The sequence below is a fragment of the Shewanella sp. GJ50-10 genome, assembly GCF_055808815.1.
In genome coordinates, this window is the sequence record NZ_JBVVSS010000001.1 from 318246 (window position 1) to 331480 (window position 13235).

Sequence of the window (13235 nt, forward strand, 5' to 3'; positions counted from 1 at the left end):
ACGCGAGTGGTAATTAGTTCGTCACTAACTTATCTAAGTCAGCTGGGCGGTAGTAAACTGATTTTAATACTTTACCTTGGCGGACGACTTTTCCAGCCATTTCTACGTCTTTAGCGCATTTAGCGATAATAAACTCACCTTTAGTACTGCCAACAATCTCTACGCCTTGTTTAGCATAATGAGCAATGGTTTCACTGAGCTCTTGCTCGTTACGGCATACTTTACTCATGTTGCTTGAATGCACTTCATCCCAACATTCAATGAAGTTAATCTCGCGATTGTTAGCCACACATAAAAGCAAATCAACTAAGTAGCTAATTTCTAGACGGTCAGTGATTTTGCTCGCGCCTAAATGCACTAAACGCCCCATAAGCACATAAACCGAGTCTACGATGGCATCAGCTTGTTCAACACGGCAATCAGCTTCTGCTAGTTCTGTTAGCTCTTCAATGATGAGTGAGGTATGAAGGGTATCCGCTTTGTCATCTAGGCTTGTCGCATCTTCGATAGGTAAATCAAATGTGCTGCGGAATTGTTTGATATCACGGTATAGATGGTCAAATGTCGCTTGGTCTAAAACAGATAACTTCATGGTTGAATAAGCCTAGAAAATAGAAATAGGCGGTTATGGTAATGAATTGAAGTGAGTTCTACAAGGCAGACGGCGGTGCTATCAAATGATAGCACCGCCGCTTTAAATAAAAGAAACCGCTCGGGTAAACAGGGATTGAGCGGAGGTTGAAAATTAACCTTTTGTGATGATGAAACTAAATATTCGCGTATTTTTTAATTAGCGCATCTAAGTATGGTTGAATGTCTTTATCAGTCCAATCAATGTAGCCGCGAACAAAACCGACTAGGTGACCTTGGCCATCTAAAATGAAGGTTGCAGGGATTAAGTCTGCTGGCATGATGTAATCAATATCTTTTTCTGGATCAATCCAAGAGACATAATCTTCAAAGCCGTGCTCTTGTAAAAAAGGTTGGATAAGTTCAGGTTCAGAATCCACAGAAATAGGTAACAGCACAAAATCTTTGTCTTTGTTTGCTTCTTTAATATCCAGCATTACAGGGATTTCTTTTATACAAGGTGGGCACCAGGTAGCCCATAAATTAACCATGACTAATTTGCCTTTGTGTTGGCTGAAATTAACATCGTTATCGTGTTGATCTTTGAAATCAATAGACGGAATTCTTCTGGCATTTCTCAGCTCGACAAACCGAGTCATTACCATTGGTTTTTCAATGGCTTCACCGGTCTCATACACTTTTACATCGACAGGCTTTGCTGAGGCATTAAATGTCACGCTGCTGGTTAACAACAGTAATGTCATTGGGATTAATTTATTCATAGTTATTCTCGTCTAAATGGAGTTTGATTTGGGTCTTTGGTTGTCTGATTATCCAAGCAATGCAGCCAACAGCTGCTAGAAAAATTAATCCAATAGGGATGACCCATAAGGCTAACGTGCCTGAATTGAGGCTGGGTTGATAACGGATACGTTCGCCGAAACGATCGACCATGAAATCAATAATTTCTTGCTTAGATTGACCTTGATTAAGTTTTTGGAAAATATGTCCCTTAAGTTCATTGGCAATCTGGGTTTCAGAATCAAACAAGTTGCGATTATCTGAAGCAGGACATCGCAGTTCTTGAGCGATTTCAAAGCCAAGTTGGCGCTTTTCATCGGCAGAATATTTAGCACGTGAAAATTGCTCGCTGGCTTCATTGGCACAGGTTGTAATGGAGAACAAAATAAGCCAGACAGCTAAAAGTAAAGTTAATAGTGGACTCGTCAATATGTTGAGGACACGTTCTAGTTTCTTCATGAAGTGGCTTCCTGTAATCGTGCGGGATGAAGTTTGTTGTCTTGTTCAATCGCCTTTTTGTTTGACGATTTTTCTCGACAAGTCATTACACTACCAAGTCCTGCCAGCATCATTAAAAAAGCACCAATCCATAACCAATTGACCATAGGTTTATAACTGATACGAATTAAATACTCAGTGTCATTAAGCTGATTACCCATAGAGACATACAAATCTTTTGCTAAGGTCGAGTAAACCCCTGCAGCAGACATCTGCATACCGTTAGTTTTAAACGTTTGACGCTGTGGGTAGGCATAACCGACGGTATTGTCATCTTCATCCATAATACGAATGTTGGCTTGCAGTGCATCGTAGCTATTGGTTGATACCTGCTGCGTTTGCTCGAACACGAAGGTATAACCAGCAAGCTCACGCCCTTGATTTGGTCCCATGCTGAGCACTTCTTCTTGCTCAAGGTTTGATACCACAGTGCCTGCAAATATGGCTACAGCGACACCAAAGTGAGCCACGCACATGGCATAAAAACGGCGAGTTTGTACTAAAGAGCTTGTATGCAATTGATGTTGGATCATGGCAATGATTAACGTGAGCACTAGCCAGGTCACCGACATAAGACCTATAAAGAACCAAGCATTGGCTTGTTCGAACGACTGGTTGATAATGGCAGCTAGAACAACTGAAATGACAAATAATAGAGCCGGCACTTGCAAGTTATTCGCTCGATCTTGTTGCCAGCGAAGTAACGGCGCTAGTCCCATAAGCAAACTGAGCATAACTAAAATTGGCACAAATATACTGTTGAAGTAAGGTGCACCAACCGAGATGGTGACACCTGTAATAACGCGATAAATAATTGGATAGTAACTACCTAAAAGTACCGATAAAGCTGCTGCGACTAACAATAAGTTGCCCATCAATATCAGGCTATTACGAGAAATTAATGCAAATTTATCGGTGGTCTTAATGTGGTGGACTCGCGCGGCAAATAGCGCCAGAGCACTGCCTGAAAACACTAGTAGTAATAGTAGAATAGACATACCTCGAGTAGGGTCAGCTGCGAATGCATGTACGGATTGCACTACGCCAGAACGAACAATAAAGGTGCCTAGCAAACTTAGTGAAAAAGCAAGAATGGCTAAGAATAGAGTCAGTTTTTTACACTGTCCTAGGCGTTCGCTCATAACCACAGAATGAACGAGTGCTGTAGCAACTAACCATGGAATAAATGATGCGTTTTCCACTGGATCCCAAAACCACCATCCACCCCAACCAAGTTCGTTATAAGCCCACCAAGAACCGAATGCATTGCCACCAGTTAAGAAGACCCAAGCTAAGATGGCCCAAGGGCGCATATATTTGGCATGTTGTTGATTAAACTGCTTTGTTAACAGTGCTGCCACGGATGCGGCAAAACAAACTGTTAAACCGACATAGCCTAGAAATAATAATGGCGGGTGAATAATCAAGCCAATATTTTGCAAAATTGGGTTTAAATCTCGCCCTTCAATAGGAAAGTTTGGTAATAACCTCACGAATGGGTTAGAGGTAAAAATAATGAATAAGCTGTAGCCAAAAATGACGGCGGCTAACACTGATACCGTGCGAATAAAGAAGGCGTGATTGTCATCGTGATGAGTATTAGCAATGATGGTGGTCCATAGGGCTATAGCACTGACCCAGAACAACATAGAACCTTCATGACTTCCCCAAATTGCTGCAACTTTATAAAAAGTCGCAAGTTGGGTATTTGAATGGTCGGCAACATAAGCGACAGAAAAGTCATTGGTTATAAAGCTGATACCTAAACAAATAATTGCGCCCATAAAGGCTGTGATCATCATATTGCTAATTGGTCGATAATAGCTCACTAAGTAATCATTGTTTTTATATAAGCCAATTGCAGGAATGACAGCTAATAATAATGATAAGCCAGTAGCTATTATTAAAAGTAAATGTCCAATTTCTGGAATCATATTATGACCTGCTATTCATGTTGTATTTAATTTAATTGTAAGTTTTTAAATGCTGTTTATATAAAGAGAGTTACTAATATATAAGAGAGCTTAATATCGTTTGTTTATTTAATCTGTTCTGCATTTAAATAAAGTTAAATATTAAATATAAATAGAAACTGGTTAGAGATTATCTATCCTGATAAAATTTTTCTGTGAGGTGGCTCTTATTAATTTAGCTAGTTTAAATATTCAATTATTTTTTATTTTCAAAATTAATTTTTAGGATTTTTGATAGTTTAAAAAATGGTTGTTTTATATAAAAAATAAAATAAAAAATAAATTAAGTTACTGTTTAATATGATTAATGTTGATTTTATCTTTTGTTAGCTCTAAGGCGTTTCTTTGTGTGATCTAGCTCAATCTCTACCTGGTTTTTATCCTTAAACTAAGTCTTGCTCAAATTAATTATATCGTTCGCTGAACTGCCAGGTTTGACGAAGAAATATAAAATAATGATGATTAGGAGTGGGACAATGAAACAGGCTAAATACAAGATAACAGCACTGAGTGTGCTAGTTTGTCTTGGCATTGTTGGCAATGCGAATGCCGCTGGTAAATATGATAGCGTACCAGCGATGGGCAAGTCAGCTCAGAAAGTAATTGCTAATTCAAATGGTGATGAAGAATCAAAAGGTGTTAAAACACTTCAAGATTATATTGTTCAAGAAAAAGAACTTTTTGATTACTTATTTCAGAATCATCCAGTATTTAAATACCATGAAGAAGGTAACTTAGTGGGTGATTACCACATTAGTGACCGTGGTGAAGAATATTTAGATACGGGTTCAAGCCAAAAATATAGCGAACGTGTAGGCCGTCCAAGTGCGGTTCAATATCGTTTAGGTGCTAAATCAATTCTTGATTATCCAAATAAATTTGTTGGACCTGAGAAATGTGGTGAATGTCACGCAGTACAATATGAAGCATGGAGTCGTTCTCGTCACGCTAAAACTATTCGTTTCCCTGGGGATTTCGAAGAAGTTGACAACGATTTACAAAAAACCATGTACAACACTAAAGATACCTCTATTTTACCTTCAGGTATCACTGAAGATATGATTTATGGTGTTGTTGGTACTCCACGTACTAAATATGGTTTCATTGATGCGTGGATGGTACGTGGTACTTACCATATCCGTGACGGTTTACTCAGAGATGGTTCTGGTAAAATGGTTGCCGGTGGTAACCAGTTCTCTCGTGGTTGGGCTGAATGGTTAACCCCTGAAATGGCTACAAAAATTAATGCCGCGATTCCAGAATTCCCATCTTCAAACAGCGGTGAAGCATTTGGCGATAGTGGTTCTCATCAAGTGGGCATGAGCTCATACGGTGCGAAATACGAAAAAGCAATGTTGTTCCAACCTGCCAGTTCTTACTGTGAAGTGTGTCATAGCTTCAAGTTTGATTTCCAATCTAAAGAAGAGTACTTAGACGCATTAGGCGATCCAGAGAAACTTCGTAAGCATACGATTTCTAAGGGTATTGCTTGTGAAGAGTGTCATGGCGCTGGTGGTCACTTAGACGGTGGTAATGGCGGCGGAATGCCATCTAACTGTGAACGTTGTCACCAACGTTTTGAGTTTGATGACGTGGCAGCTGATACGCCTAAAGGCCAAGAAAAGCTTGAATATGCCTTCGGCGTGAAAATGAAGTCATCTTGTCCTTCTTGTGGTACTGAAGGTTCACAATTGTTTGGTTCAAAGCATTATGAAAAAGGCATGCGTTGTGCAACTTGTCATGATCCACATGAAGTAACAAGCAACGATTGGAAGTCTGACTACACCAAGCCGAAAATGAAGCAAGAGTGTACTGACTGTCACGCTGTTCAAGCTGAATTCATGGCGAATTCAGATACTCATAGTGAAGCGAGCTGTACAAGCTGTCATATGCCTAACATGGGCAGTTGTGAAAACTTCACCGCGATGCAGTTCCCAGACGATGCTGGTTTCGATGCTGTACGTAAATCTCACATCTGGAAGATTGATATTGACCCAGTTGCGAAAACATTGAACCCGCCTGAAGGTGAAGCTCGTGACGCCTCTGTTAAAGGTTGGACTGTTGCTAAGAACGCTGATGATAACTACTACTTAGACTTAATGTGGTCTTGTGCTCGTACTGCTATCTCTGATGACAACGTCGTCAACGGTAAAGGTTGTCACAGTCAGTTCCAGTCTGAACTTGACCCAAGCTTACACTACAAAGATCAACAAGCGATTTACGGTGAAGTGATGAAGTGGCAAACACCGATCAAAGAAACCTACGGTAAAGTGGTTGTTGGTATTGAAGCTATTCATAAGTTATTAGAAGTGACACGTTTATCTATTGAAGATAAAGCTCAAGTTCTTCTATTAGCGGACAAAGCTCAAGATACTGTGAAACTACTTGAAGAAGACGGTTCTTGGGGTGTACATGGCGCTAACTATACGCAAAGACGTATTGATACTGCCTTGGTATATGTAACTCAAGCTCAAGCCATTATTAATGGCAAAAAAATGTAAAACCTTAATGACTACTCACGTTAGTGGGTAGTCATTTTTTAATAACTCGGCATCAGCAGATGCCGAGATATTTAGAGAGAAAAACATGAAAAAACTACTTAGCAAAATTTTGATTTCAGTATCGTTATTCGTCGCAGTACAAACGCAAGTTTTTGCTGGAGCGGGTGGAGATCTCATTCCTGTTCAGATTGATAAGATTCAACTAAATCCAATTTCTATGCGTGAAGCTGAGTGGTTATTAGGCGATGAGGATGTTTATTTTTTTGATGTAAATACCATGGAGTTATGGGCTGAAGGACATATCCCAGGTGCTGTCTATTTCAATGTAAAAAATTGGAAAGAATTACTTCCAAAAAATAAGGATGCTGTAATGGTTTTCTACTGCGCAAATACCTTGTGTACCTCAAGTGCTATGGCAGCTCGCGAGACTGTAAAGCTTGGCTACACAGGTGTTAGGCATATGGCTGAGGGAATTTATGGCTGGCGCATTGCTGGCAAGCTTACAGAAATACCATAACCTTTTATATTTTCGACTTTTGGTCCAATGATGTGACATCAGCGGGTTAACTTTTTCAAAGAGAGCGTATCAAATGAAATTTATTAAAAAAAGCACCATCGCCATTGCAACTTGTATGTCACTGGCTTTATCAGTAAGCGCTTTTGCATCAAATAGCACTGAAAGCGCTGTTGATAAGCAGTCATACAGTATGGGGGCTTCAATTGGCAACTATTTATCAAGCCAAGTGTATTCACAAACGGAATTGGGCGCTGAAATTAATATGGATTCTGTGGTTGAAGGTGTGATTGATGCCCTTAAAAATCAGCAAAAAATGTCAGATGAAGAAGTGGTTACTTACCTAAACGAACGTAGTGAATTACTTAATTTATTAAGTTCGCAAAAAATGAAGCAAATTGCACTGGAAAGTAAACAAGCAAGTGATGCGTTTCTGGCTGAAAATAAAGACAAAGAAGGCGTAATTATTACAGACTCAGGCCTTCAATATGAAGTCATCACTATGGGGACTGGTGTTAAGCCACAAGCAGAAGATGTGGTGACGGTGAAGTACAAAGGCACGCTGGTTGATGGCACTGTATTTGATGAAACTGCAGAACCTGTTCGCTTTGCTTTATTAACAGCGATTCCAGGTTGGGAAGAAGGTCTACGTTTAATGCCTGAAGGTTCGACTTTCCGTTTAACTATCCCATCTGATTTAGCTTATGGCAAAGATGGCGCAGGTGACATCCCTGGCGACACAGCAATTATTTTTGAAGTGGAATTAGTGAAGTCTGAAAAACCAGGTGATAACGCTAAAGGCATGGGCCTTAGCGGCATGGGCATGAATGGCGCAATAGGTTCTCACTAACTCTGTATTAATTACGACTATTGACTGATACCCCAGTCAATAGTCACCAATCGAATTTAAGAAAGAAGAGAAACTTATGAATATTCTGGCCTTAGGTATCGCAGTATGTCTGAGTATATTTATCGGACTCTTCTGGATTCATCACAGCGTATATAACCGTAATTTGAGCAGCGCTGTGATGAAACAAACCAATAGAGTGACCGAAGGTAATCACGCTGAGCAGTCCTTTGAACATGATGAGTTCAACGTTGCTGGGTCGTATCAATATCCATTATGGATGTCGGTCACTGTATTGATCTTTTCGTTATCTATATATGCCAGTGGAGGACACTTCAATGGTTGGGACGAAGGGATAGTTGATGATTCTGTGGATTACTTACTTGCAGCCAATATTACTAAAGGCCGTGACCAAGTACAGCAACAACCAGAGAATGAGATGGCATTGATGGCATTAGCGCAGTCATATGCAGAAGGTGGCTTGTACGCTGACTCTGTGGCGACGCTAACTCAGCTTATTAATGTAGTGGGTGAAGATGCCACGTTATTAGGTTTACAGGCAACTTCAATGTATTACCGCGATGATCGCAAGTTTTTACCTGAGACTGAGCAGATCATTGGTCGTGCATTGACGTTACAAACCGACGAACTGAATACTCGCATGTTGCTCGCAACTGATGCTTTTCTTAATGGTGAATATACCAACGCAATTGAGCATTGGCGTCTCTTACTATCCAACCAAACCCAGCCCTTTAATAGACAATCTATTAATAATGCAATTATGAAAGCCGAATTTAAATTGGATGAATTGAGTCGTTAATTTCGTCGTTTGAATTTGCAGCGAACCAATAAAAAACCAGTCAGCTAAGGCTGAACTAGGGAGGATGTTGTGAGTGAAAATATAGAGAGACGGAGGTTTCTAAAAGGTATTGGAGCTGCTTCTTTAATCTTGGGCCCTATGGGGTGTACCTCGGTTAAAGATGACAATGAAGATGCCAATAAACCTCATTACGTCATGGTGTTTGATCAAAATAAATGTGTCGGATGTGGCGAGTGTAAAGAGGCATGTAATGTCGCAAACAACTTACCTGATGGCGTATCTAAAGTACTAATGGAGCATCAATCTGGCGGTGTTGAAGGGCAAACTTGTCCTCATTGCGGCAAAGATTCATGTAACTGCGAACGTAAATTTGTACGCGTTTCATGCCAGCAGTGTAAAAGTGCTCCATGTGTCAGTGTTTGTCCAACAGGTGCGGCTCATAAAGATCCTAAAACTGGGATCGTCACTATGGATGCGAGCAAGTGTGCGGGTTGTAAATACTGTATTGGCGCTTGTCCATACAACGCACGTTTTATCAATGAAGAGACTGATGTCGCTGATAACTGTAATTTCTGTTTAGACACTAAGTTATCGAAAGGTGAGTTACCTGCCTGTGTGCAACAGTGTAAATATGATGCATTGATCTTTGGCGATGCCAATGATCCTAATTCATACGTTAATAAGTTATTAGCGGTAAAAGACTCTGTCCGCATGAAGCCGCAGTTTGGTACTGAACCAAGCCTTCGTTACATTCCAGTTGTTAAGTTGGGGGTATAAGATGGACGGTTCAATGGAGTTTACCATGGGGCTATCTGAAGGGGTTGCTTGGCCATGGCCAATCGCTATTTACCTTTTCTTAGCCGGTATTTCGGGTGGCGCTTTAGTGGTTGCGTTAGCAATTCGCTTCTTTAAAGGACAAACCGCAAATACTCCGCTTTACAAAGCAGCGAGCTTAATTTCATTCGTTACGATTGCATTGGGGATGTTATGTCTAGTTTTAGATTTAACTAATCCATTGTTTTTCTGGCGTATTCTTGTGTTTTACAACTTCACATCAGTGATGTCTATTGGGGTTATTGCACTGTGTGTGTATATCCCGCTGACCGCTGTACTGTGTTTGTATGCATTTGAAGATGAAATCAAATCGATTCCTGCGTTAAGGATCTTGTTGCCAATCATTAATATGCTAAAACCTGTTCGCAAACCTTGCGAGGTTGTGGCGTTAATTTTAGCGGCATCAGTGTGTGCTTATACTGGTTTCTTGATTTCTGCGTTAATCCGTTTCCCGTTAATTAATACAGCAGTACTGCCTGCTTTATTTATTGCGTCTGGTGTATCTGCGGGAGCTGCAGCGTCAAAAATGTTGTCAGTATTCTTGTTCAAAGAAGACATGCACAGCAGTGAACTTAAAATCCTTCATGGGGCTGAATGGCCAATCATGATTGCGGAAATTTTGTTTATTTGCATGATTGCTATGTCACTTGCGACAGGTAATGCAGGCGCACAATCAGCCTTTGCAGCATTTACATCTGGCGTGTGGGCAAATCTATTCTGGATTGGTGTTGTAGGTGTTGGGTTCTTAGGGCCTATCTTGCTTAACTTCGCCACAGGTAAAACCTTTAGTCATTCAGCTAAAGCCTTTTACTTATCTGGGGTTTGTGTCATTAGCGGCATGATGTGTTTACGTTTGTTTATTCTGTATGCAGGACAAACCTACGCGATTTAATGTTTGCCAGAATCACCCTTAAGCCGCATGACTTCCCTTAGTTATTTTTAAGGGTGATTCTTTTTAAAGTTAATGTTTTATTCTGTGTTTTAGTTGGAAGTTGAAATGAAGAAAATACTATCGATATTGTTATTGGTGCCATTGTTATTTGCTTGTAGTCCAGAAAATGTCGTGGCCGAGATTGATAGTCACGCCCATGGAATACATGAACATGATCGCTGCCATATGTGCGGCATGATGATCACTAAATACCCAGGACCTAAAGGTCAGTTACAGTTAGGAAATGTAAAGAATAATCCATCTTTTTGCTCAACAAGAGATATGTTTAGTTTCTTGCTTCAGCCAGAAAATGCACGCCAAGTTAACCAAGTCTGGGTGCATGATATGGCGGCTACGTCTTGGGAGAATCCTCAAGATGAGCACTTCATTGATGGTAAGACAGCAACCTATGTTTACGGTACCAGTCGTCAAGCGGTTATGGGCCCAGCTGTAGCATCATTTAGCACAGTAGAAGCTGCTGAAAAGTTTGCTAATGAATATGGCGGCGCAGTTTTAGAGTTTGATGACATCACTATTGAGTTATTGGGCGAAGGTATGGACCACCATTAAAATATTGAGAATATGGATATACGCTCAAATTATTAGTTTTATCGTCACAGGTTTTTGAAAGTTACCGTTATAGTTTGCTCTAAAGTGAGAAATGAGATGAAAAAATTTGTTCTTCAATCTTGGCTAATGATAGGCGTGGTTGTCACACCTTTTGGCTTTGCTGAGCAAATTTCTGCACATGATGAAACACAACTTCAGTATCTGATTGATCAGGCCAAGCCCCACGATACCTTAGTGCTCGATAATCTGGTTTACCAGGGCAATGTCACCATTAATAAACCTCTTACATTAATCGGTCAGGAAGATACCGTTATTGATGCCCAAGGTACGGGTAGTGCTATTACCGTTGCCACCAGTCATGTCATTATTAAACAGCTCTCGATTGTTAATTGGGGCGCAGAACAGTATGAGTTAAACGCAGGTATCTTACTTAATGACGGCGTGACTCAAGTGTCTATATTGGATAATGACTTAACAGGTAATGGCTTTGGGGTCAGGGCTGATAACTCTCATCATATTGAGATATCTCAAAACCGCATCCAAGGGAATTCACAAATGTTTGTGTTAGATAGGGGCGATGGCATCTATTTAAAACGCGTGGACCATGCTGTTATCAATGACAATATGATTAAAAATGTAAGAGATGGCGTTTATCTAGAGTCAGGTAAACATAGTTTAGTCACTAATAATCAATTTTCTAAACAGCAATACGGTATTCATTACATGTATACCGAAGATGACGAAGCCTTTAATAATGCAGCCACAAAAGTCGATGGTGGTTACGCATTAATGAATTCTAAGCGGATCAATCTGCATCATAATCAAGTTATTGATGCTGCGACATTTGGTGTGTTGCTAAACATGACCAACGATTCAGACGTACATGCCAATCAAGTGAATAATATCGTTAATGCAAACCCTAAGATGCCAACGGGCGATGAAGGTAAAAGCATGTTCATTTATGGCGCCCGTGATAACCGTGTTTATGACAATGAATTTGCCAATAGCGAAATTGGCATATACATGGCGATGGGCGGTGAAGGTAATCAAATATATCGCAATCAGTTTATTAATAATCAAGCTCAGGTGAAGTACGTCGGCGATACGGTTGTTGAATGGAGTCATAAAGAGCAAGGGAATTATTGGAGCGGGTTTATTGGTTGGGATCGTTCAGGTGATGGGGTTAGCGAGCAAGCTTATCAGCCAAGCGATCATTTAGATCGTTTGTATTGGTTATATCCTGAAGCGCATTTTTTATTGAAAAGTCCTGTGGCTTCTTTGCTGCGCTGGACTCAGCAGCAATTTCAAATAATGCCTGAAGCAGGTGTGATGGACAGCTATCCAATGATGAGTCCAACTGCAAATTCCAATATTGGTTATGCCGCTGAATTAGCAGATTACCCATCTGGTCATTCAAACATGGTTTCTACCACTCAGTCTTCTGAGCATTCGTTAAGTAAGTAGGTTTTTATGCCAAGCAGTTCAGTTATTCAGGTTCAGAACCTCATTAAACAGTACGGTGAATTTAATGCCGTCGACGATATTAGTTTACAGGTGCATGCGGGGGAAACGTTAGCTTTGCTTGGCCATAACGGTGCAGGTAAGTCTAGCTTGATAAAAATGCTGTTAGGCATAGTTAAACCAACATCTGGTCGTATTAGCATGATGGGTAAAACGGTGACACACGAGAAAGATCGCCGTCAGATCAATCTAGGTTACCTGCCTGAAAATATCAGTTTATATGAAAAGTTAACCGGCAAAGAGGTATTGAATTACTTTGCCGCGTTAAAGCGCATTGATAAGCGTAATGTCGTTAAGGTGTTAGCCGAATTTGGCCTTGAGCATGCGCAAGATAATCCGGTTAAAAGCTATTCAAAAGGCATGAAGCAGCGTCTAGGTTTTGCCCAAGCAATATTGTCATCTCCTGACATTTTACTACTTGATGAACCTACTGTGGGGCTTGATCCTCAGGCTTCATTATTTATGTATCACAAGATTGATGAATTAAAACGTCAAGGGTGCGCCATTGTAGTGTGTACCCATGAGTTGGCCGTGGTTGAAGATAATATTGATCGTGCTTTTATCATGGCTGACGGCAAGGAGTTAGCCTCTGGATGTTTAGAGACGTTGCGCCAATCAACCGACTTAAAAGTGTTGTTTAAAGGAGAGGAAATTAATCAAGCTATAGCAGAGGATGAGTTTTTAAATACGTTGGCGGTGAATAATCAATTGTTGATTCATCAGGTAGATAAACCCAGAGTCGTGCAGTATCTCACCCAGCATTGTGGCGTTTATAACTTCTCTATTGAAGAACCTGGCTTAAGTGATATTTATCATCATTGCATGAATAACCGTCAGCTAAATGCTGCTTGAGGA

13 protein-coding genes are annotated in these 13235 nt (G+C 40.4%); 9 read left to right on the top strand and 4 right to left on the bottom strand.

The genetic code is table 11. The features are described from left to right. Positions 1 to 13: 13 nt before the first annotated feature. The 4 genes from AC0L4E_RS01205 to AC0L4E_RS01220 form a co-directional block, all read right to left on the bottom strand. Entirely contained in the window at positions 14 to 592 is a 579-nt protein-coding gene (locus AC0L4E_RS01205) for a nucleoside triphosphate pyrophosphohydrolase family protein (protein ID WP_473677651.1), read from the bottom strand. A 175-nt stretch (positions 593 to 767) separates the two neighbouring features. Beyond that, positions 768 to 1352 (bottom strand): redoxin domain-containing protein, encoded by a 585-nt coding sequence (locus AC0L4E_RS01210; protein ID WP_473677652.1) that lies wholly within the window; start codon positions 1350 to 1352, stop codon positions 768 to 770. After that, positions 1345 to 1830 carry a cytochrome c-type biogenesis protein gene (locus AC0L4E_RS01215; RefSeq protein WP_473677653.1) on the bottom strand — a complete coding sequence of 162 codons (486 nt, stop codon included), beginning with the start codon at positions 1828 to 1830 and terminating at the stop codon, positions 1345 to 1347. The genes AC0L4E_RS01210 and AC0L4E_RS01215 overlap by 8 nt, the downstream gene beginning before the upstream one ends. Then, positions 1827 to 3803: a heme lyase CcmF/NrfE family subunit gene (locus AC0L4E_RS01220; protein WP_473677654.1), complete on the bottom strand. Its 1977-nt coding sequence runs from the start codon at positions 3801 to 3803 to the stop codon at positions 1827 to 1829. Before AC0L4E_RS01220 ends, AC0L4E_RS01215 begins: the two co-directional genes overlap by 4 nt. Before the next feature lie 515 nt (positions 3804 to 4318). Between AC0L4E_RS01220 and AC0L4E_RS01225 the strand changes: the two genes are divergently transcribed. From AC0L4E_RS01225 to AC0L4E_RS01265, 9 genes are all read left to right on the top strand, one after another. Further along, the gene (locus tag AC0L4E_RS01225) at positions 4319 to 6343 is read left to right on the top strand and encodes a cytochrome c3 family protein (protein WP_473677655.1); all 2025 of its coding nucleotides are present in this window, start codon (positions 4319 to 4321) and stop codon (positions 6341 to 6343) included. Between the two features lie 85 nt (positions 6344 to 6428). After that, a complete protein-coding gene (locus AC0L4E_RS01230; RefSeq protein WP_473677656.1) occupies positions 6429 to 6860 on the top strand; it encodes a rhodanese-like domain-containing protein in 432 nt (143 codons plus the stop codon). A gap of 73 nt (positions 6861 to 6933) precedes the next feature. After that, on the top strand, positions 6934 to 7707 hold the full coding sequence (locus AC0L4E_RS01235; RefSeq protein WP_473677657.1) for an FKBP-type peptidyl-prolyl cis-trans isomerase: 774 nt from the start codon (positions 6934 to 6936) through the stop codon (positions 7705 to 7707). Between the two features lie 76 nt (positions 7708 to 7783). Continuing rightward, positions 7784 to 8524, top strand: coding sequence for a tetratricopeptide repeat protein (locus AC0L4E_RS01240; RefSeq protein WP_473677658.1), 741 nt, complete (start codon positions 7784 to 7786; stop codon positions 8522 to 8524). Between the two features lie 69 nt (positions 8525 to 8593). Continuing rightward, positions 8594 to 9301: a 4Fe-4S dicluster domain-containing protein gene (locus tag AC0L4E_RS01245; RefSeq protein WP_473677659.1), complete on the top strand. Its 708-nt coding sequence runs from the start codon at positions 8594 to 8596 to the stop codon at positions 9299 to 9301. Position 9302: 1 nt separating this feature from the next. Next, positions 9303 to 10250, top strand: coding sequence for an NrfD/PsrC family molybdoenzyme membrane anchor subunit (nrfD, locus tag AC0L4E_RS01250; protein ID WP_473677660.1), 948 nt, complete (start codon positions 9303 to 9305; stop codon positions 10248 to 10250). A gap of 105 nt (positions 10251 to 10355) precedes the next feature. Beyond that, on the top strand, positions 10356 to 10859 hold the full coding sequence (locus tag AC0L4E_RS01255; protein ID WP_473677661.1) for a nitrous oxide reductase accessory protein NosL: 504 nt from the start codon (positions 10356 to 10358) through the stop codon (positions 10857 to 10859). Positions 10860 to 10955: 96 nt separating this feature from the next. Next, positions 10956 to 12323: a nitrous oxide reductase family maturation protein NosD gene (gene nosD / locus AC0L4E_RS01260; RefSeq protein WP_473677662.1), complete on the top strand. Its 1368-nt coding sequence runs from the start codon at positions 10956 to 10958 to the stop codon at positions 12321 to 12323. A gap of 6 nt (positions 12324 to 12329) precedes the next feature. Beyond that, positions 12330 to 13232, top strand: coding sequence for an ABC transporter ATP-binding protein (locus AC0L4E_RS01265; protein WP_473677663.1), 903 nt, complete (start codon positions 12330 to 12332; stop codon positions 13230 to 13232). Positions 13233 to 13235: the final 3 nt, after the last annotated feature.

Coding starts and splice junctions, on each gene's coding strand:
- AC0L4E_RS01205 (WP_473677651.1), bottom strand. CDS start 592: ATGAAGTTATCTGTTTTAGACCAAGCGACATTTGACCATCTATACCGT.
- AC0L4E_RS01220 (WP_473677654.1), bottom strand. CDS start 3,803: ATGATTCCAGAAATTGGACATTTACTTTTAATAATAGCTACTGGCTTA.
- nrfD (WP_473677660.1), top strand. CDS start 9,303: ATGGACGGTTCAATGGAGTTTACCATGGGGCTATCTGAAGGGGTTGCT.
- AC0L4E_RS01265 (WP_473677663.1), top strand. CDS start 12,330: ATGCCAAGCAGTTCAGTTATTCAGGTTCAGAACCTCATTAAACAGTAC.
- AC0L4E_RS01225 (WP_473677655.1), top strand. CDS start 4,319: ATGAAACAGGCTAAATACAAGATAACAGCACTGAGTGTGCTAGTTTGT.
- AC0L4E_RS01210 (WP_473677652.1), bottom strand. CDS start 1,352: ATGAATAAATTAATCCCAATGACATTACTGTTGTTAACCAGCAGCGTG.
- AC0L4E_RS01215 (WP_473677653.1), bottom strand. CDS start 1,830: ATGAAGAAACTAGAACGTGTCCTCAACATATTGACGAGTCCACTATTA.
- AC0L4E_RS01235 (WP_473677657.1), top strand. CDS start 6,934: ATGAAATTTATTAAAAAAAGCACCATCGCCATTGCAACTTGTATGTCA.
- AC0L4E_RS01230 (WP_473677656.1), top strand. CDS start 6,429: ATGAAAAAACTACTTAGCAAAATTTTGATTTCAGTATCGTTATTCGTC.
- AC0L4E_RS01255 (WP_473677661.1), top strand. CDS start 10,356: ATGAAGAAAATACTATCGATATTGTTATTGGTGCCATTGTTATTTGCT.
- AC0L4E_RS01240 (WP_473677658.1), top strand. CDS start 7,784: ATGAATATTCTGGCCTTAGGTATCGCAGTATGTCTGAGTATATTTATC.
- nosD (WP_473677662.1), top strand. CDS start 10,956: ATGAAAAAATTTGTTCTTCAATCTTGGCTAATGATAGGCGTGGTTGTC.